At 60.3% G+C, this 23,219-nt stretch carries 1 protein-coding gene; it reads right to left on the bottom strand.

Annotated elements, in window-relative coordinates; translation table 11 throughout:
• Positions 1-22: 22 nt before the first annotated feature.
• On the bottom strand, positions 23-23,128 hold the full coding sequence (locus ACOYNB_RS04040; protein WP_422837837.1) for a VCBS domain-containing protein: 23,106 nt from the start codon (positions 23,126-23,128) through the stop codon (positions 23-25).
• Positions 23,129-23,219: the final 91 nt, after the last annotated feature.

A 23,219-nucleotide genomic window follows, 5' to 3' on the forward strand; every position in this document is an offset into this window, starting at 1 on the left:
AGAAATTGCTCCTAAAAAGAGATCACAGCACGCACGTCGTACGACCACGGCGGCGCTTGGAAGAACCATTGTCAGCGATGGGTGCATCCCACTGGATACGCTGTGTGCTGACACCAACGCCCAGGGCACCGATCCACGCCAAATCGAAGTCTTTGTCTTCGGCTCTGGCCTGAGGTGCTGCGGGTTGCCCCTCGTTGGATGAAGAAGGACCGGTGGAGTCGATCGGCTGAGTCTGGGCAGGCCGGGACTCAGGCACGTTCGCATCAAACTGCGAGGCAAATTCCGGGACCAGCGCAATGGACGAACGGCCAGGTTGAACATTGCCGTTGATCTGGAAGGACAGGATCACCGAGCGGATCTGCGGCATGAAGCGCAGATCGCCTTCCGTACGGTGAGCACCTTGGGCTGTCTCACTCAAGAACATCTCTTGAGGCATGGTCAAGCCCAGACGTTCCCCTTGTCCTTCAACCTCGATACGGAATGCCGTGATGAGGCTGACGCCTGCGCCACCAAAGCCGCTGGGGTTCAGTGCCGTGATGGCGTTGCCCGAGCTCTCAATCAGGGTGCTTCCACCGAAGGCGCCCAGCGCCCCGATCTGATCAGCCATGCCTGAGGCCTCTTCACCCGCAGTACCCTGCGGCATCACAGGCGCAGCACCAGCGCTGCCGCCCGTTGTGCCACCGCTCTGGCTCACGCCGTTGTCCGCGAGGATCAGCAACTCACCCGTCACACCGCCCACCACGATGGGGTGTGCGCCCGTCACGGTGACGGTCATCACCAGCACCGTGCCATCCACTGTACTCAGACGCAGGACATCGTCCGCAGTCTGACCCGCCGGGATCAACGCAGGGTTGAAGACATAAGTCCAGTTACCTGCCGTGTCCACGGTCAAGCTGCCATACAGACCGTTGACCGTACCTGCATTGAACAAGGACTCGTTGCCGTCCGGATCGACCACCGTCAATTTGCCGCTGACCGGAGTCACCACATCACCCTGGACCGCAGCAGTGGTGGACCCCACCACCGTGCTGGCGTCATTACGGCCTTCGACCGTCAATGTCAGTGTTTGGGTGGTGAAGCCGCCTTGGCCATCGCTCACCAAGTAAGAGAAGACTTCGGTACCGGTCTCACCTTGAGCCAAGCCTTGACCCGCTTCGGTATTGACGTCGTAGGTGTAGCTGCCATCGCCGTTGACGACCAGCGTGCCGTACACACCCGTAGCCGTCAGCGTTCCAGCAACCGGCGCCGTAGAGGTTCCCGACGCCACACCCACAACGTGCAGCACGTCTGCGACGTCCACGTCCTGGGCACCTGTCAGCAGACCGCCCGTTGTCACGGTCAGGGTCTCATCTTCCACTGCGTTGCCGGTTTGAGCAACGGCCACAGGCTCGTCGTTCGTGCCGGTCAGCGTCACGGTGATCGTGCGATACACGGTCGTCCCGTCGCTGTCGGTCAGCGTCACCGTGAAGGTCTCTGTGCGTGTCTCGTCCTTGGCCAGATATTCCAGCTTGTCGGCGTCCACCGCGTACGTCCAGGTCAGCAAGCCGCCCGTGCCCGAGCCGGTTGTGTCGGTCGTCACCACCGGCGTCAACGTCCCCAGAGGTGACGTGGACGTCGATGTCACGGTCACGCTGTGACCATTGGTCAGATCGACATCAGTGAAGGCGATCGTGCCACTGTCTGTGAGTTGACCAGACGGTGCCGTCATTTCGAGCACACCACCCGTCACGTCACTGACGGCCACCACCGGTGCATCAGCCGTGCCGGTGATGGTCACGGTGACCGTCCGGTCGATGCTGCCGCCCTGGCCATCGCTCAGTGTCACAGTGAAGGTTTCGATGCGCGTTTCACCCGCTGCCAGGTATTCCACCTGATCGGCCGCAACCGTGTAGGTCCAGGAAATCACCCCACCCTTGCCATCGACATCGCTGGCTTGCGCAGAGACGCTCGCCACCAGCGTGCCAATCACGCCAGCCTCAGGCGTCACGACAACGCTGTGCGTATCGCGCAGATCCACATCTTCAAAGGCGATGCTGCCACTGTCGGACAGATTCCCGGCAGGTGTCACCAATTCGGTGACGCCACCCGTCACGTCGGTGCTGGCGACCACCGGCTCATCGTTGGTACCGGTGATCGTGACGGTCACGGTTCGTGCCACCGAGCCACCATGGCCGTCGAGCACATTGAACGTGAATGTCTCTACACGCGTTTCGCCTGCAGCCAGGTATTTGACCTTGGCGTTGTCGACGGTGTAGGTCCAGGTGACCACGCCACCTGTGCCATCCACATCACTGGCGTCAGTCGACACGATGGCCGACAACGTCCCCAAAGCGCCCGACGACGACGTGACCGGACCGATGCTGTGCACATCGGAGAGATCCACGTCTGTGAAATCGATGGTGCCGGAATCTGTGAGTGTGCCGGTTGCAGCGGCATCTTCAGTGACCGCACCAACAACGTCCACCACGGACACGACTGGCGTGTCATTCGCACCAGTGATGCGCACGGTCAACTGTGTGACCACCGTGCGACCACCGTCACGAACCACTTGGATGTCAAAGGTATCGTCTGCGACTTCGCCCGCAGCGAGGTTTTCAACACCCGCCAAGCTGTTGTCCACAACGTACACGTAGCTGCCATCCGCATTGACCGTCAAGGCGCCATAGCGGCCCAGGACGGAGGCACCTGCCGCGCCGGAGCTCGACACCGAGGTGCTGCTGACCAAACTGACGCGAGCGATGGCTGCCCCGGAGTTGGTGGACCCCACAGCGTTGTCCAGCATGCCACCGGCAGCTGCGCTGCCTTGTGCATTGCTGCCCGCCACGGCGTTGGCCACACCACCAGCCTCGGTCGCTGCGCCGTTGTGGGCGTAGACCTTGAGCGGGTTGCCTTGCACCGTGATGCTCACCGTGGTGGTGCTGCCGTCATCGGTCGTGACATAGAACACCTCTTGACGAACCTCACCGGTTGCCAAAGCCTGCAGATGCTGAATCTGTGCATCCAGAGCGGATGCAAGCGAGGCACCTGCAACGGTGTAAACCCAGCTACCGTCACGGCTCATGGTCAGACTGCCATACGCTCCATTGATCACCCCTTCAGGGAAGGTAGCCAAACCAATGGTCAACGATGGGTACGCAATGCGACCGGAGGCGGACTGTGTCACACCGTCACGCACATTGCCTTCGCCGGTCAGGGTGTAAGTGCCATCGCCCGTGTCGATGACGCCTTCGCGCGCCACCAGCTCGATCAAATCGACCTTGCCGTACAAGGCGCCGGGATACAACGCCGAGTCAACCGGACCGCCATCCGTGCCGATGCGATAGCCAAATTCGCCCGTGGCACCCAGCACCGTGACGCTCACGATCTTGCCGGTCGCCGCATCCAGCATGCCGCTACCCGGCAGCACGCGGTCCTGCGATCCCACCGTGCTGATGAGGGTGTCCACGCCAGCGCCACCGATCACGAAGTTACGGCCGGCTGTACCGGACGGCACCATGATCGAATCAGCGGAGTTGGCTGCATCGGCGTTGTCCAGGCTGGTCTGGATCAAGCCAGGTTCACCTGCACTGAAGTTGACCTGGCCCGTGTCGCCCAAGACCACGCGGGTGTCGTTGTCCACACCGGAAGCAATCAGCGTGTCACGACCTGCACCACCCATCAGGTAGATGCGTCCCGAGCCCACATTGAGCACGTCAGCGCCGCCAGCCTCATCAGCCGTCGTGTTGATCTGGCTGAGCAAGCCCGAACCATTGTCTTCATAGTTCACGGTGCCTGTGTCACCGAAGCCGATCACGCGATCGCCTGCCACGGAGGTGGCTTCGATGCGATCCGCACCTGCGCCACCAAACACGGTCAGCTCGCCAGACCCCAGCTTGATGATGTCGTCACCACCCACATAAGGTTGCAACACACCGGCATACATGGCGACGCCAGCGTTGCGACGGTAGTCGAGGTTGTCACCGCTGGCCACACCAATGTAGCGTCCAGCAGAACTCACGGTCAGGGTGTCATCGCTCACACCACCCGCCACGACGTTCAGGTCGGTCAGACCCGCCGTGACAGTGCTGTTGCCGCTGACCGAGCCGCTGCCGGCTACCGACACGATCACCGTGTCCGCACCACCGGTTGCCGCGTCGGCATCCAGGGTCTGGAACGCCGTCATGCGGCCCGATGCGTCCAACGCCACGGTGGCGTTGTCGCCCGACACCAGGCGCTCACGAGGTGCGCTCGTGTCCGTGCCCTGCACCGACGAAATGGTGATCTGGTCGGCGCCAACGCCGCCCACCACGATGCGGTGACCGTCGTCCGCTGTGCTACCCGAGCCCAGGTTGATCGTGTCGTTGCCGCCTTGGCCCAAACCAACGCTGGTGGCCTGACGCAGCACGCCTGCCGCATACGACAGCCGCGCACCATCGCCGAACACCACGCCATCGCCGCGGCCAGCAGACAAGGTATCCGCGCCTTGACCACCCACCAGAACGTGGCGTCCAGACACAGTATTGATGATGTCCCCCGCACCCAGTTCAGGCAGCAGCGTCACCACGGAGTCGATGAAGGAGGTCCCGTTGGTGGCTTGACCATTCGACCAGCTCATCGCCAGCTGCGCACCGCTCGCAGGCGAGCCTTGCGCAACGTCGATCTGACCGTTATCGCCGATCAGCAGACTGTCTGCCTGTTGACCGGTGACAGTCAGGGTATCGGCCCCAACGCCACCCAGCACGATGGCTTGACCCATGGAGCCTGTGAGCCCACCGGCTGCACCAATGCGCAACTCGTCGCCGTCACCCGTGCTGGACACCTGGTCCAGCGTCTGGGCGGAAGACAGGCTTTCTGCCTGCAGTGACACGTCGGTGGTGCCGTTGTACTGGAACAGAGCGTTGTCACCGGCAGCCAGGCGGAAGGCAGACTGCGAGGAATCAACCGACAGCGTATCGCGGCCATAACCACCAATGAAGGTGACATCACCATCGGCAACGGTCACACGGTCATCGCCGCCAAAGCCCCATGCGGTGCTTTCCACGCGCTGCAAGGCACCCGAGGTCCAGCTCAGCTTGCCGGAATCACCCAAGACCACACTGCGGTTGACAGTGCCGCTTGCTGCCACGGTACGGGCATTGATGATGTCGGCGCCAAAACCGCCCACGATGATCTTGTCACCACGACCCGTGTTGATGACGTCGGCACCACCTGTTTCGGTGATCGTGCTGGTCAAAGAGATCGGCGCGTAGTTGCGAGCTTCGCGCAGGAAGGTCGCGTTGTCACCCACCAGAATGTCTTCCGACTTGGTGATGTCGCGCACCGTGATGGTGTCGCCCGCAATGCCGCCCATGACCACTTGCAGGCCCAGGTCGGTGGCCGTTGTCACCGAATCGGCCCCCAGCAAGATCGCATCGGCGCCACCGGTGGCAGCGATCGGGTCGGTGTCGCTCATCTCGATGAGACCGCTTTGATCGTCGAAGACGAAGCGCACGTTGTCACCGGCCACGAATCGGCCTGTGCGACCACGCTTGCCGGATTGGGCCGCTGCGGCCGCATCGGTCGCCGCCGCCACACCCACTACGCTGGTCACGCGGGTGAGTGCCGCAGCACCCCACACCGCTGCACCCACCGCGTCACTGCTGGTCACGGTCGAACCTGCGCTCGCCACGTTGTCAGCATTGATGGTGATGGCATCGACACCATAGCCACCCGACACCAGCTTGAAGCCTTCGGCCAGGGTGATGACGTCATCGCCACCGATCACGATGTCGATGGACTGAGCAGAGCGGATCACCCCGTTGCTTGCCACAGTGTCGTAATCGATCTGGGCACTGTCACCCATGACCAGATTGTCACCGTCGAGCGCACGGATCACATCCGCACCGAAGCCACCCACGAGCACCTTGCCACCATTGGCCGTCAGGATGCGATCATTGCCGCCCTTGTCGGTCTGAGTCGACACGATCTGCAGCAATTGATTGGGGGTCGTCGCCGTGCTGGCCGAGCGCTCGATGCGTCCGTTGTCGCCCAGGATGATGTCTTCACTGATGGACTGACCCAGGCGGTCAATTTGTGCCGACTCATCGCGTGAAGCCGCCACATAGATCTGGTCAGCTGCCATGCCACCGAAGATGACATTGAAGCCCAGACCTGCCGTGCTGAGGTCGTTGCCCACACGAATCACATCGGCACCGCCGGTGGATGCCATCGTATCCAGCGTCTGGAAGACGATGAACTGGCCTCGCGCGTCGTAGTCGATCTGCGCGTTGTCGCCTGCGATCAAACGGGTGTAGTTGCCCGTTGTCGTGGTGAAGTTGTCTGCCGTGTTGACGGTGATGCTGTCTGCACCCTGACCACCAATGATGGTCTTGTCACCGTTGGCCGTGGCAATCACGTCTGCACCACCCAAGGTGCCATCGATTTGAGTCGAGGTCACCTGTGACAGGTATTGCGACCCTGCCGGACGAGTGATGCTGCCGTTGTCACCCAAGATGATGTCGGTGCTGTTCGCCGAACCGAAGGTGGCTGTCGCGGTCGCAGCGTCATACGCAGCGGACACCAGAATCGTGTCAGCACCCATGCCGCCCAGCACGTAGTTCGTGCCCAGATAGCGGAGGTTGCTGTCATTGGTCTGGCCAATGCGGATGGTATCCGCACCACCCGTGGACGCTGCCACATCGGTGGTCTTGAAACTGATGACGCTACCGTTTTCGTCGGTATCGAGGCGGGCATGGTCACCCGCCACCCAGCGCACATTCGAACCCGTCGAGGCCACTGCGCTGAAGGTGATCTGGTCGTCGCCAGCACCACCCATCACCACAGCCGAACCGCTGACCAGGTTGATCGAGTCCTTGCCACCTTGGGCGCCGTTCTCGTTCAGCGTGGTCTGCACGTACTCCAACATGTGATTGTTGGCCGGAGTGAGATCGGGGCTGGTGTCAAAAGCACGCTTGCCAGCCGCACCGTCAATTGTCTGAGCGCTGTAGCGGAACTTCACCTCGCCGTTGTCGGCCAGGATGATGTTCATGCTGTCGGACTTGTCGAGGCCGTTGACGGTATCGTTGCCGGAACCCGCCAGGACCAAGTTGTTGCCACTGCCCAGGTAGATGGTGTCGTTACCGCCTGCCGCGCCCTTGGTGTACGCATACAGCGCACTGCGGGTCTGATAGTCGACGACGATGCGGCCCAAATCGGCCATGATCGTGTCGTTGCCTTCGCCTGCGCCGCCCACGTTAAAGACGTCACTGCCCAAGGCGCCCATCTCGATGTCGTTGCCGGAGCCGCCCTTGAGGACTTGGCTACCGGTGCTCAGGCTACGGTTTTCGAGCGTCTGTCCCATCCAGATCCAGCGGCGACCATCGCCACCAAATCCTGCGGCCATGCCGATCGCTTCCAGACGGACGTAGTTGTCCACCACGCCGGGGTTGCTCGGCGCAGCGTTCTCGTTTGTCCAGGTGACAAACGTGTCGGCAATCAGAAGGTCATGCATGGCACGACCTTCCAGGGTGTCCGCACCACCGTTACCAACGATGAGGTTGTTACGCCCATCGCCAATCAACGTGTCGCCGGCAGCACCACCGAAGATGTTGTGCATGCCGCGGACCGTGATGTTCTTGGCACCAGCCGTCCCGAACGCACTGGCGCCCTCTTCGTTCACCGTCACGCTGTTCGTGTAGTCGGAGAAGTCGATGGTGTTGCGCGCGTTGGCGTTTTCATTGCCTGTCGTGTCATCGTGATGCAGACCAACCGACGTATCGCCATACAGGCTACCCGTCAGCGAGGCTCCATCACGGATGTAGAAGACATCACTGCCTTGGCTACCCACAGCATTCTCGAACCCCAGGAACGAGAAGCCACGGCTACCGATGCTGGTCTGCGCCGCGGACTTGCTGAAGCCCGACACGGTGCTGTCGCCCGTTGAAGAGCCCGTGACCCAGCCCGCGTCGCTACCGGTCACGCTCATGGTGAGGTTGTTCTCGCGGCCGGAGAAGTCCAGGATATCGCTACCCGAACCGCCCTTGATGAGGTCGGTCGAGGTCGATGCACTCCAGACAACCTTGTTGGTGCCCTGAATCGCCGTGCTGTACGCATCGTCAATGCGCACGGACTGCGTCTGCGCAGAGAAGTCGAGCGTGTTCTCGCCCAACTGGTCTGTACTCGAACCATCGATGAGGGTGGCCTGACCCCAGTTCCCCAAGAAACGGTAGGTGTCGTTACCGCCCGCACCGGCCATGACCGTTGTACCGCCACGCGCGATCAACTTGTCATTGCCACCGTTACCACGCAAGGTGGCCGTACCGGTGGTCGAACCCACCAACACGTCGTTGCCCGAGCCGCCAATCAGCGTATCCGTGCCAGAGCCGGCCACGAAGTACACCGGGATGTCCAAGGCCGAGGCGTCCAACACATCGTTGCCATTGCCGGCATACCCACGGACGGTCGTGACCGACGAGAAGTCTTGCGTATAGGTCTGACCGTTCGGCAGGATCGCCGAGATGTGGATGGAGCTGCTGGAACCGGTGAGCGTGTACTTTTCGTCACCATCGGTGGTGTCACGGCGCAGACGATCGCTGGCCTGATAGGTGATGGCTGGGTTGCCATCGATGGCGCCCACCGTCGAGCCCGTGTTCAGCACCAGCGTAGAACCGTCCATGGTGGCCAGCACTGGCTTCTTGTCGCAGGGGTTGAACGACCACTCGAACAAGGTCACGTCCATGAATGTGTACTCGAACACACGCACGTACGAGAAGATGGCGAACACATCCAGATAAGCCGACACCGTCGCCGAGAAGCGCAGGTTGGCCGAGACCAGATCCAACGGATTGTCTTGAACTGCCGCCGCGATTTCGAAGGCACGGACCTTGCCGTCCTTGTTCGGATCGCACAGGTCCAGGGTCCCGACGAACTTGATGCCCCCTTCCACGCCACCGCGGATGATGCCGCCGTTCAGTTCGGCGAACACGTAGATCTTGGTGGTCAGGATGATTTCAGGCACGTCCACGCCATTGACGATGTTGTCACTGACATAGAAGCCATTGAGCACGTTCGTCCAGTCGCCTGTCTTGAGCGACTCGGTGATGCCAAAGGTATCGAAGCCCAAGGTCAGATTGGCCTGAACCTTGATCTCGCCACCCAAGCCCACATAGAGAGGCGGGAACACCGGGAAGCTCATCCGGAAGCCCACCGATACCTGCAGATTTGGCGGGGTGAAGGTCACCAGATCGGCGGGCTGACCCAACAACAAGTTCAACGTTGTCTGGAACGGATCCGAGAAGATCGGGAAGTTCAGCGCATTGCCAGGCTTCTTGAGCGTAGCCCCCAGGTTCTGCATCCCCTGAGACAGGGTCACCGTGGTTTGGCCTGGGATGCCAGCACTGCCACTCGACGAGTTGATGCTGCTGATCACACCCTTCACAGGCGACAGGTTGAACTGTCGGTTCTGGACGCCAGACAACACCAGCACGTCCGTGACAGGAATGATCAGGTTCGCCGCATCGGTCGGGATCTTGCTGATGGTTTCAACCAGACGCACCACAGCGATCACGAATTCGACACGTGCATCGCCACCGAACGTCTTGGAGAGATCGCTGGCCAAATCCAACAAGGAATAGGGGCGACCCATGATCTTGTCGAGGCCCGGGATGGTTGCGGTCAACGCATCGATCACAGGCTGAACAGGCGCAATCACCTGCTGAATCTTCTTGGCGACAGGCACCATGAAGTTCGACGCCCACGTTCCCAGATCCAGCGAGATGTCGGTCAACCAGATGCTGGGCTTGGCCACAGACGAGTTCTCGCCTGCTTCCGTCGGGAAGAGCTTGTCGTATTGCGGATCGAACATCTCGAACTGGTCAGGAGGATCTTCTCCCTCCTTGCTGCTGGTTTCCCAGCCCCAGTACAGATGGAAGCCACCATGGATGGACGGCAAATAACCGCTACCGTCCAGACCAATGCCCAACTCGGCCACCAAGTTGATTTGGGCGCGAACCTGAGCCTTGACCTCAATCATGTCTGCCAGGCTGGCACCCGCCAACTTGGCAAATGTCAGTCGGCCGTTCGCAACGGTGCCCTCGACCATCGAGGCCGAGCCACCGCTGAAACCAAACATTTCGCCGGCAGCGCCTGGGTCCGCGATGTCCAACGCAGCTTCGAAGGACAGATGGGTGCGGGAACCGGTGATCCCGGTCTCGCCACCAAACATGTCTTCGCCCAATGGAATCACGCTGTTTGGCAGCGGACGCCCGTTGGGCTTGCGTTGCTGGACGTGGTCACCCACAGCGAACTTCTGATTGTCGGAACTTGCCTCGTTGCCAACCGTGTAGGGCTTGGCATAACGGAGATAGCCACTCGAGTCGATGTAGAAGAGGTCGTTTCCGCTGTGATCGCTCTTGTAGCTATCGTTCAGCGCCTTGTAATCCAGATCGTAGAGCGGATCATCGATGACATGACCGTTCTGCGTGATGGCGTCATCCGGCAGGATGAAGCCATACAGCGCATCGCCGTTGTCATCCTCGGTAGGATCTTCGGTCTTCAGCGTCGCAGAGGCGTATTCGGCAGAAGTCCGCAGCACACGCTCGGCCTTGACCCAAAGAGACTCGGCACTCTTGCTGATGTCACCCCAATACGCGCCGGTGTTGTCCTGAACATAGCCACTCCAATCGTCGTGGAGGTTGGCGTTCAGGAACAGCAACTGACCTTCTGCCGAGAAGGGCGTGTCCTCTTCCCCGTCGCCGTCCCGGTCGAAGCCCTTCAGGTAAACGTCGACCGAGAAGACCACCTCGTCGGTCATCACACCGTCGTAGTAATTGATCTTGTCTGGATGCTCAAAGAAAGCACCGGTCATCCCCTGCAGCAAGAGGTCAACGTCCTTCTTGCCGACGGCAAACATGTAGGAAAAGACATCGTCTTCTTCGTTGTCCTGCACGCCCACGGCATGCCCGTGCTCATCCAGCACCGTCACGGCACCCAGACCGGCGTGATCAGGCATGTTGACGTTCAGGAAGAAGCCGTCCTGAAGATCAACACCAAAGCCCAGATAGGTCGACCAGTTGATGTCGATGCCCAAGCCGCCCGAAGCGGTGAAATACAAGGGCAGTCCATCAACACCCACGTCAAAGTTCATCGTCGGGATATCGACGCTGTAGCTCAGTCCCAGGCTCATCCGGAACTGCACCCCCGTGGTCTGCTCCAGAACGCTTTCCAGGAATGCCTGACGGTCAAACTCTGTGTAGTCGGTATGTGTCAGCGTCAAGGAGCCTGGTTGCGTACCGCCACTGAAGCTGATCGAGAAAACGCCTCCAGCACCGCCTGTGACGGTCACGGTGTCCGCAACAGTGCTCAGCGCCACGCCTCGGTCATCCGCAAATGCCTCGCGGGCCTCATCCAAGGCCGACTGCAGCGCCTTCTGGATTCCCCATGCCGAAGCGGTATGAGAAATGCTCACCGTCTCGAACAAAGTGTCCTTGCCATCCACCGTGTACGAGAAGCCCAACTGGTACTCACCAGCTTCGGCAGCCTGATCGATGGTCAAGGTCGAACCGCTGAGCGTCGCGATCGGATCACCCACTTGCGCCTGAGTGGAGTCAATGATCGACTCCATGCTGGCGTCCAGCACCAACTGTCCGGCATCCGTCGTGTAATGCGACGCTGTCAGCGACAGACTGCCGGCCAATTCACCACCGGTAATCTCGATGTTGAAGGTGCCTGCATCGTCTCCGTCTGTGACAGAAACGGTCGTTGCCAGCACGACGGAATCTGTCGGATAGACCTGACGATAAGCCACATTGATGGCATCCAAAACCGTTTGCAGTGCGTCTTGGATGTCTTCCGCCGTGGCATCCGGGCTGATTTGTGCCGTCTGGAAGACCTGTGCATCGTCACCTGAGCCCAGTGTGAAGCCTAGGCTGTAACCACCGAAATCCACAGGCTGTACGGTCAGGGTCGCCGTGTGCGTGGCGTCGGTATTGGCGCCGGTCACGGCAGACAGCGAACCGATTTGCACGTTGGTGCCCGAAGTCACCCAGAACGCACGCTGCCCTGCTTCAAAGGCCGTCAAATTCAGACCCGGTGGCAGTTGCACCTGACTCATGTCTTGGTTTTCACCAATCAGGTACTCCACAACGATGTCGTCTGCCGAAGCGATGCCATCACCGTTGTAGTCCTGCACGAAGTTCAACCACTGGTTGTAGCCCGCGTTGGCCTTGTCGGCATCATCGATGATCCAGTCGCCGTTCGTGTCCGTGGTCAGCACGTCGAACAACCACATGCGCATGGCGTTATCGAGCCCGCCATACACGTCGATGGTGGACTCCAGGGCCGACTTGAGCGAGCCCAGCACATTGCTACGCAGATCAATGACGAAATCCAGCGCACCGCCGGCGCCGGTCATATCGACCAACTGATCGCCGATGATGGGCAGCTTGCCGATGCCCTTGACGACATTTTCGAGGGCGGTTTGCAGACCCGCAAAAATCGAGTCGAGAGAATCAAGCAGGACCGTTGGATCACGCAGCAGGAAGATCAGAGGGAAGGACTCCAGATCGTTAGGATCTGCACTGAGGCCCCCTGCCTTTTGCAAGACATCCAGCATGGTGTCCTGCCAGTGACCGAGGTTCGGCAGGATGTAGCTGATCACCTGACCTGCAGCCGATGGCTGAGAAGCGGGCGCAGTGCTGCTGGTGGCGTTCACAGGCGTGGACGAGCCATTCGAGGCAGAGGTCGCTCCGCTGCCACCTGTCGAGGTGCTGTACGGATCGGTATTGACCGTACTGAGGTCACCCTCGTTGTCCACGTCTTGCGGCACACCTTCAGGTGTGCCGTCACCTGTGCCGGTGTTCACCGACCCAGCGATCGCGGGCTGATACGCTTCTTTGACCTGCGTCGACAACGCCGCAGGCGCACCACGGTTGTAGGTGCCTTGCGTCGCACCAACCGTCTGAGTGACGACCTGTGCGGTCAGCGTACCGGTATAGCCCGTCTGCAAGGCGCCTGTCAGCGCGATGGCAAACCCGCTCGCGCGGTCACCCGTCACAGTCACCAGGGACGCGTAGCTGGCACTGCCCGTCAGCAAGGTGGACACGGCAGACTGGATGGCCGACTTGATCGCGGCATCCGACACCACACCAGCGGCATCGGCGCTGGCACCGATCGCAATGCGCTGACTGTCTTTGCCTGCGTAACTGAACACCAATGTCTGAGCGGCAGTCGTCAGGTTGATACCCGACACGCTGCTTGTGCCCGTAGCCGTATCCGTGAGGCTGGCCGTGGTCTCTTTGACCGTCGCGCGCAAGGTGTTCGAACCCAAAGCGGCTGCAACGCTGTTGGACAAGACCACGTCAAAACCATTGGCGCGGCTGCCCGTGACCGTCACCAGCGCGTAGCGAACCACGATGCCATCGTTGGTCTTGACACGGATCTCTCCGGCGCACTGGCTGGCCAGCGAACCACTGAGGGTCACCGTGAAGCCATCGGCGCGGGTCCCCGTCACCGTGATCAGGCTGGTTGCGCTGGTACCACCGGTCAGCAACCGCGAGAACGCCTCCTTCAGGGCCGTCGTGTCATTGCCCGTACTGGCCGTGAAAGTGATGTTCTGCTTGGCGTCACGGTAGCTGAGATAAACCGTTTCACCGGTTGCAGAAACCTTGATCCCGCTGATGGTCTGCGTGATGGGCGCAGAGCCTGTGATCAACTGCAAAGCCGAATCAGCCAAGGCACGCTGGATTTGGGAATCACTCACCAAACCACTGGATGCGTCGCTTTGGGCGACGGTGATGGACGCGGACGACACCACCGTCGCGCCATTGACGGTCGACAACTGGATCGACTGTGTTTTGTTGACGCCATTGGACAGCGACGGACCGCTGCTGGTGAAGGTGTTCGAGGTGGGACTGGGCTTCGTGGGCGTCGAGTAGGAGCCACGCAGCACACCAGCCCCATCCGTCACGACGATGCTCAAGGTTTTGGCGGCACTGGCGTAGGTCGTGGCCAACTCACCTGTCAAGGTCAGATCAAAGCCAGAGGCACGGTTGCCCGTGACGCCGACCATACTGGCGTAATCGGTCGTCCCCCATGTACTCGTCGCCCCCTTGATCAACACGGCCACGGCCTCGGACAGAGCCGACTTGATCTCCGCATCCGACACGATGTCGGTGCTCACCGTGCTGTTTCTCGCTGCAACCGTCAGATTGATGCTGTTGCCGTCATAGGTCAGCGTCAGCGTATTGGCGTCGTAGGTTGGCGTCGCCACCTCGACGTGCAAGGTTTGATCGGTCGCGGTGCGCAAACTGCCGCCAAGATCCGTGAAGTCCAACTCCATCGTGCCAATCGGCATGGGATTGATGAACCCGCTGAGGTTCTCCATCGCCAACTGACCCAGGTCGTCCGACAGGACCAGGGTCATGGGCAAATCTGCCACGGCAGTGCCCGCAAAGACCACGTCGATGTTGTCGCGACGGAAGTCTTCCAACGCGCTGATCTGTTCACGGGTTGCCCCGGTCGCATTCGCGGTGTCGTACAAGGCATCATAGGTATTCAGATAAGTGCGGTCCACCGCACCATCCGAGTCCTTGTCCAGCACCAGGCTGGTGTTGGACAGCGCCAGGCTGGCCGAGCCATCCTGCACACGCAAGGTCATGACCCCGATGTTGTTATCGAAGTTCATGCCCGTCGCGCTGGCTGTCAGCGAGATCGTGGCGAAGGTACCCGTGTCATCCGCCAAGCCAGCAGCACCAGCCGCTTGATGGTCGTACAAGAAGATCTTGCCGAACGCTGGGTTAGCCGTTGTCCCGTCACTCAACTTTTCAGCCAGATCGAGACCGAAATCAAAGTTGAAGGTGACCGTCGCACTCAAGCGCAACGGCGCATTCATGTCACCGTCGGTGATGGCGGTCACCGTCCCGACCAACTCAGACAGTTTGGCCTGATCGGCCGCACTCAGCAGCTTGCTGAATTCGTCGTTGAAGAGAATCTTCAGGGCGACATCCTGGTCAATCGTGACCGAGTACGGAACCTTGAACCGCAGGGCTTCTGCATTCGCTGTGCTGTCGTAGCTCAGGGACACACCATTGCTGCCAAAGGTGTTCGACAACACGGATTGCAGGGAGGCCAAGCTCACGCGACTTGACTCAGGTGTGGCGGTCACACTGGGCAAGAAGCCCAGCTCGGTCACAAATGTGCTGGTCGACGCTGCCGACAGCTTCATCGTCTGCACATCGGCACGGGTGACGAACTCAATCTGCTGAGTCGTGCGGTTAATCTGCACCGTGACGGCTTGGCCGACCTTGCGGTAGCCCAGCTTGGACAACGCACTGTCCGACTGCACATCGGTCGTGTCCAGGACTTGCTGGAGATCATCCAGCAACCCTTCTCGCGAAGAGCTGCCCTTCGGCAAGGTGAAGTCGTAAGCCGCTTCGTCATCAAACGACAGCGAGAACGTCGCATCGTTGGCCAGGTCATAGTCCTGCACTTGTGTTGCATTGCCCGCTGACCCGATGATCGCCACCACAGAACCATCGAGGGCAGCCAACGCTGCCTGGATGGCGTCGAGGCGATCCGCCAGACCAAAGACATCCGAGACAGACGAGCCCAACAGGGGCAGCAGTCGGCCCAGTTCACCGTATTGACCCAGACCGGCCAAGCTACCGAACAGCTCAGGCAAACCTGCAAACTGGCTGGCCAGATCGTTCCAGTTGATCTTGGCCAAGGGAGTCAGGGTGCCCAAGCCGTCCGTCGGCACGATGGCCAGATCGGTCGTGGCAGCATCACCGGCCAACACAGCGGCCAGGTTGTTGACGCTGATCGTCACCACCGTGCCATTGGTCACCACTGCCTGAGATGCCAGGCTGGATGGCACATTCAGGCTCAGGTTGCTGAAACTCAGGCTGGCGGTGGGGCCCGTCTTCGTTGCGTAATCGGTCCCGGTGTTCTGCGCGAACACGATCGGCGTCATGGTGTTCGCCACCAAAAGGCGCTCGGTCACATCGATCTGCACGGCAGATGTTGTGGCAGACGATGTGGGGGCAAAGAACTGCAACAGCAATGAGGTGCTGTCGTCCGACGACACCTCTGCCGTGTTGTTGTCGTCGAAGAAGGTGTAAACGCCAACGTAGCCGTACTTGGCCTGATAGTTGGTCCCACTCGCCCCGGCAGCAATCGTTGTGCTGGTTGCGGTGTGGCCGGTTGCACCGGCGTACGGCACGGCAGTGACACCCGCATCCTTGACGGCATTGGCGATCGCTGCGTCGATGTCGTCAGCCAGATCCTGAATGCTGTTGTTATCCGCCGTGGCCGCCGCGGTGATGGTGATGTCCAACACCAAGTCAGCACCACCAGCGCCCAAGCCAGCCAAGGTCACAGTCAGGCCCACGTCGCGCAACAGTCGGCCGTTGTCCTGAACGATCGTTCCGGAAACCACCTGGTCGCTCTTGGTCGACACCGCGCCGCCCATGCCCAACTGCGACATCTGTGATGTCACTGCGTCGAACAGATCGCTGTTGAGGCTCAGTCGCTTGTCGTCATTGCTCGACGTCGTGTCAGCAAGGTCGTTACGCAACTCAAAGCGGTAGCTGCCTTGGTAGTCCGTGCCCAACTTGTCGAACGTCAGGTCCAGCATCCCGGTACCCACGGTGCCGGGATTCAACAAGGTCGTACCGGCAGCGGCAGTCTGGTCATGGACCGTGGCAGACCAATCGCCACCCAAGGTCACGTTCTGCAGGAACACTTCCGCACCACTGGTGCGGGTCTTCTGCCCGTTCTGGAAGCCCAGCTCCGTGAACGACGTGTTCAATTCATTGGGAATACGGACTTCCAGCGCACCCACTTTGGGCGTGAGCGTCAACAGTTGCAGTTGCCCGTTGCTGGAAGGGTAGACCTTGACGATCTGATCCAGGGTGGAGAACCCCAAACCAGCGCTCCCCAGATAAGCATCCCCGGCAACCGAAATGGACTGGAAGGCTGCATTGATGTCAGCAATCAAGTCCGCCACGCTGGTGTTGCTCGTGGTGTCGCTCTGCCTCACGATCACAGCGATCGGCGTGGTGTCGTCGATCAGCAGGGCAAACGTCGCATCAGCCGACAGCTGGCCATTGGTCGGCAGCGTCAGCTTGGGCGCTGGCGCGGACACCATGGGGGCAGCAAAGCCCAAGCGGTTGTCACGCGCGTCGTTGGTCCCGGTATCAGCATCCGTGTCATCAATGCTGACACTGCTCAGCGATGCATGGACGGTGAACTGAAGGTAGTGCTTGCTGTTGGTGACCTTCCAAGACGCCGTGACAGCTTGCCCAACAGTTGAAAACCCACGATCCGCCAAATCGCCCTTCGCAGCAGTGCCGTTCAGCGCGCCTTGAATCGCAGTCAGAAGGGAGTCGTAGGTGTAGGGAGTACCAGTGGTTCCCAAAAAGAAATTCAAGTAATCCGTCTTCGGGATCGTGACGGTGTACTGGTTATCGCTGTCCCACTCATTCCCCATCACCAGACTCAGCGTGGTCGCGGTCTGAGCGTTGTCGCTGATGTCATTCACTTGCGACGCAGTGACTTCCAACGTTCCCGTGATGACAGCCTCAGCCATCCCAGCAGCTTGCAGCGCAAACGTATTCAGTTGCCGGAAGTCGATGCCGACGGTGGCCTCGAAGTAAGCCGATGTGGACAGGTCCAGCGTCGCGTCGGCGGTCAAGCCGGACATGTCGCCTACGGACTCGGGCACAACCAAGTCCACCGAGGACACGGTCGCATCGGGCGAGAACTTCAGATCGAACAGGAAACTGCTGGTGGCCGCGTCAAACCGCGGATCCACCGAGAACGAAACGCCATCGGCCAAGTTGTCATTGACCGCTTGCTGGAACAGCGCCATCAAATCATTCAACGTGGTGAATGTTGTAACGGCGGTGCGCTGCGTGTCCTGTCCCGACTTGGAGAAGCCAGCCAGTGTCAGGTTGCCATACGACACGCTGGTGCTGCCCGCTGGCGTCAGTGCGACCGGGTTGACGATGATCTGCGCCATGTTGCGGCCGGCCAGCGAACCACCAAAGGCGATGTCGAAGGCGTACGTGGCCGACGTCGCATCATTGACCGCCACGGATACCGTGATGTCATTGATGTTGTTGATGCTGGCATCCATCTGATGCAGCAAATTGAACAGGGCACTGCGGATGTCCGATGCCACGGCCGACTTCGTGGCCGGGTCGCTACCGCTGTACAGGTAGATGGCATCACTCTCGTAGCTCTGGCCGTTGGATGAGAAACCAAACGAGAAGCCGCCGGTCCCCCAGGTCACATTGCTCAGAACCAGACGCTGAATTTCGGCGGTGCCAGTCAACTGACTGCCCACAGCTGGCGCAGCCTCACGCAAGACAAAGGTTCCGGCCTGCACGCCAGGACGGCTCAGGATGGCATCGGTGGATGTGGTCGTCACCGAAGCGCTGAACGTGTCAAACGCAATACCGTTCACGCTGGTGCCACCAAACGTGATGTCAAAGGCCTGCACGCCTTGGTTGGTGGTCAACACAGAGGGGCTGACCACGGCCACGGTCACGCCTGTGGTCGCATCGAGACCCAATGCCGTGTTGATGGCACTCTGAATGCGCGTGCTCCACGCACCTGTCAGATCCATGCTGATGGCGGCCGTCTTGAACGAGGTCGTCCCGTCCGCTTTCTTGCCACTGATCGTGAACGTACCGCCCACGCCATATGCCACAGTGATGCGCTGCACGGCGGCCGTCTTGACCGCGTCGGTACCTGTGCCCTTGGTGCTGCCTGCGACGATGCTCTGCAGCGACACCCCTGCGGATGGCGCCACCTTCAACGCGGAGAACGTCCCGGCGATGTGCTCCAGGATGTTCAAGCGACCCTTGACGACGCCGTCTGCCAACTCCAGATCGCTGGCCAGCACATCCAGTGCGCCGCCAGCAGTCGCGTTCTGGAACGCGACTGTCAGGGCCGACATATCCTGCCCGGCCAAATCACCGATGAATTCAATGCTGTAGTGCTTGGGGGTTCCCGTCACCACCACATTGCCAACGCCCACACCCAGCATGCTTTCCAGTGCATGCTGAACTTCCACCGTGCTGGCGGTCACAGACAACGGGCCGCTGGTGTGCCCGTCGAGGGTCAGTGTGAACGTGCCGCTGCTGGCGTTCAGCACCACAGTCTGGATTTCGTCGCTCTTGCCGATGGCGCCGAGCGCGACACCCCCCTCCACAGTCTGGTTGATGGTGGCTGAGGCGCTGGTCGGCACCGTGCCATCACCCGTGGTGTAAGCCAACATGCCGCCATACGCAGCGGCAAGCTTCTTGTCGATCAACTCGGCCAGTTGCGAGATGTGCGTGAACGACGTCGTTTCGCTTGCCAGGATCGTCACAGTCACCAAGGAGGTGCGTGCATCGCCCGGGCGGGTGAACTGCAGATCAAACGAGACGTTCTGTGTGAGCACCGGCGAAATGACGTCGCTTGCCGTGATGCCCGACGCCAGCACATTGACCATCTGGGCATCTGTGATCTGGTTGAACACCGCACTGAAATCCAGCGCCTTGCCCAGGGTCAGGTTTGTATAGGGCAAGACAGCATCAAACTGACCTGAGTCACGCAGCATCTGCAAATATGTGCCCAAGTCCGTCAGCATGTTCGACAGACTGGCCGAATCGAGGTTCGCAAACTTGCGCAGGACATCGAAATCACTCGACACCGAGACCGCCAAGGTCGTCGCTTCCACATCGCTGAACGACACAGGATCCACGACATCCAACGAGGTGTTGGTCGCGCCGTAAGACATGGCCACGTGCGGCACCATCACCAGACTGGTCACCACCGAGTAGGTCCCGGCTGCCAACGTGGTGGGCAACGCGAGCGTCCATTCGTGTGTGTCGCTGTTGTAGTTCAGGTAGCCATCACCCAAGCGATAGGTCTGTCCCACCTGCGAGGAACCCGACATGACCTTGACCGTCAGGGTCTGCCCTTGAGACAAGGTCGCCTTACCCGTCAGGATGGGGGTCGAGAAGTTCGTGGTCAGCGCATTGACCGTCGGCAGCGAGGTGTCATAGGTCTTGGCGGGCAGTTTGTTCACCACCGTCAAGGTGGCCGTCCCTGCTGTCCCCGTGGGCGTTTGCGCCGTCACCGTCTGGGTATAAGAACCCGCAGACACCGCACTCTTCGGAATGACCAAGGTCCAGGTTGTCCCGTCATAGGTCAGGGCTGCGTCCGACTCGGTGTAAGTCTTGGAGGATGGCCCCGACAAACTGATGGTCAAGTCTCGCGCACTCGCCACCGTCCCTGTCAGGGTCTGCGTACCTGCCGACACATCAATGGCCACCGCATTGGTGGTCGACGTGTACGGGACCAGCAACTGCGCGGTTACCGTGTAGCTCTTTTTGAGCATCGGCGTTGCAATGGTCAACGACCATGCACGCTTGGTCAGGTCGTAGGTTGCATTGGTGCCGGTCGTGTACGTGGTGCCGTCATAGCTCACCACCGTGTACTCGGTGCCGTCCACGCTGACAACCAACTTTTGACCGGCCGACAAGGTTGCGGTACCGGTGATGGTGGGCGTGGTATCCGTGGTGGTCAGTGCATCCACCGTCGGATGCGTCGTGATCACCAACTCGTTGCTGGTGGCATCGGTCGTCGTCCGATTGACCAGCGCAGTGAAACTGGTGCTGCCGATCGAACCAGTGACATCAAAGTCTGCCGCAGCCGAAATCGTCGGGGTTGCACCCAATGAGACGGCGGCGCCCGTCACCCCACCCGCAGTGACCGCATTGCCGCTGGCCACATTCACGGTGATGGCGTCCGTGGAGAAAGTGAGCGTTCCGACTGCGCGCGCTTCCAGCACGCCCAAGACCAAGCCGGCATCCAGCTCGCTGCTGGTGGTGTGCACTTGCGTGGTCAGGGTATTGACCTCGACGCTCGCATTGGAAGACGCAGTCCAGATGGAATCAAAACCGACGTCTGCTTCCAGCTTAACGCCTTCACCGGGCAGCCAGTCAATCCCCAGTCCGGCCAGCTTGTCATCAAACGTGAACCGGCTCATGAACTGACGCGCAAATCGCAACTTCAGATCCAGGGCAAAGTTACCTGACGCCCCCGTCAAGCCAACGTTCATGAACGCCGCCACCGCTGACGCCGACATCATGGCTTCCAGGCCGTCGTACACGCCCGTACCCGTGAGGTATTGCGTCAGATACTGGATCAGACCGGATGCCTTGGGCGTGGATGTGCTGGCCAAGTAGTCGTCCAGCACCGTCGTGTTCTTTGGCGTGCGGAACGACAGCACGTCGCTGAATGAGCGGCCATCACTGGTCGACAAGAGGCTGCTCAAAGACACATCGGCCATGGGCAACGTCACGCCAAAATCAGTCAGCGCATCGACCTTGCTCAGAACACCCGCGCCGATCGAGAACGCGCTACGCAAGTTCGTCAGGTCAGTGCTGCTCAGCGACACGTCGGCAAACGTACTGGCAGTCAGAACACCAGCCACCACAGAACCCGTCAGCACACGCGTACCGTCGTTGCCGGACAAGCTGGCAATGGTCGTGATACTCAGTGCACTGGCTGCCTTGTCAGCCGTTGTGGAGCCGGACAAATCGGCAAAGTCTGCCAGCGTGATGCGATCAAGGCGATCCGAGTTGTTGGTGTCCACCAGGGTCACCGACAAACCGGCCTGCTCAACAAAGGCCGCCCCACCAGTGACCTTGGCCTCAACATCAAACTGATTGACGCTGAACCAGCTGGTCAGGTTGGTGGACGTGGCGTTGGTCAATGCTGTCGCCGCATCGGTGGACGATCCCACGCCAGCCACGGTCAGCCCCACATTCACGTCAATGTGAACATTGGCGACGCTGGTCAGCGTCCCACTTTCGGTGAAGCTGGCGATGTCCTGGAAGGTTTGCCCCGTACGCGTCCAGTTGCTCAAATCCAGCTTGATCTGCAGGCCAGCGACCACTTCGCTGGCTGCGGGGTTGAAGCTGGGCGTGAGCAAGACGGACCAAGACTGCCCATTGTTCGTCGGCATCGCCGCCTGCAGCGCAGTTGTCAAAGCAGACGACAAACCGCTGAGCGTCGAGCTGTTACCCTGCGCCGAAAAATACGTATTGGCAATGCTCTTCAGGCTGGTCGAGCCAAACAGACCAATGGTCTTCGTCGCAGCGGTGTTGCTGTCCAGGCCGATCAACTCGTTGACACTCAGGCCCAAGCCAGGCAGGTCAGCATTGAGGATGCTCTGATCCAGGGCTGCTGCGCCCACGGCGTCCACTTTTTCCAGCACGGACAGCAGTTGTGTCCGCAGCGTGGCATTGAGGTTCAACGTGGTCGCATCCAGCGACAGAACCGAGTGCCAAGCAGCACTTTGCAGCGCCACCGCATCGATCACACCTGTGCTGCGCTCCAGCAACCAGTCACCACCCAGATCCGACGCGCCCGTGCGGTCCGACGATGCGGCAACGTCAGCGCCCGTCAATTCAGACAGACGCGCGACAAACGATTCACCCGTCGCCCCCGCAGCAACGTCACAACCGTAAATCAGTACGTCCGCAGCATCGGTCAGGCCATTGGCCCAGCGTGCCAACGTCTCTGCATAAGCACCCAGACTTTCGTTGTTGAGCAGTGTGTCGCCCAGTTGAATCTCACCATCGGCACCGTGAGTCAACAAGTGCACGGCACGCAATGGCTGATCCTGATACTGCGCCAGCCAGTTGGCGATTTGCGCAACGCCATCGGTTTCGGCGTCCAGAACCACCACATCGACTCGAGCCGGATCAGCCAGACCGCGAGCAGCCAGCGCTTGGTCCAGCAAGGCCTGGTAATCCGCCACACGCGAATCAACGAAGACCACCTCGTTGGCTTGCGAACGGGCAACTTGTCCCAGATTGACCGATGCCTGTGCCGTCAGATCAATGGTTGGCGCCCCACCCGCGCCCACCACGCCCAAACCGAGTTGGTCGTTCAGATTGATCGACAAGACCTGCTGCTGAGGCGGCGCTGGCGGGATCACCAGACTTTCGCCGGACAAGAGCACGCGAGGCTCCATGGCTTCAAACACCATTTGCTCTCGCACGAGCTTCGGCGCTTTGCGCGGACGCTTGACGTTGGGCACCCCGAGGAACTTCCGGAGTCGCTGCGCCGTGTTAACGGCTGCGAGGGATGCTTTGTCAGTGGTCTTGTCCATAAACTTCTTTCTTGCCGACCTCAGCGATGAACCTTGGGTGGATCAGCCATCGCTTTGTCGGCGTTAAGTGCACAGGGCGCGAGCGCGTTGC

The organism is Aquabacterium sp. (assembly GCF_049317225.1).
GTDB lineage: Bacteria > Pseudomonadota > Gammaproteobacteria > Burkholderiales > Burkholderiaceae_C > Aquabacterium.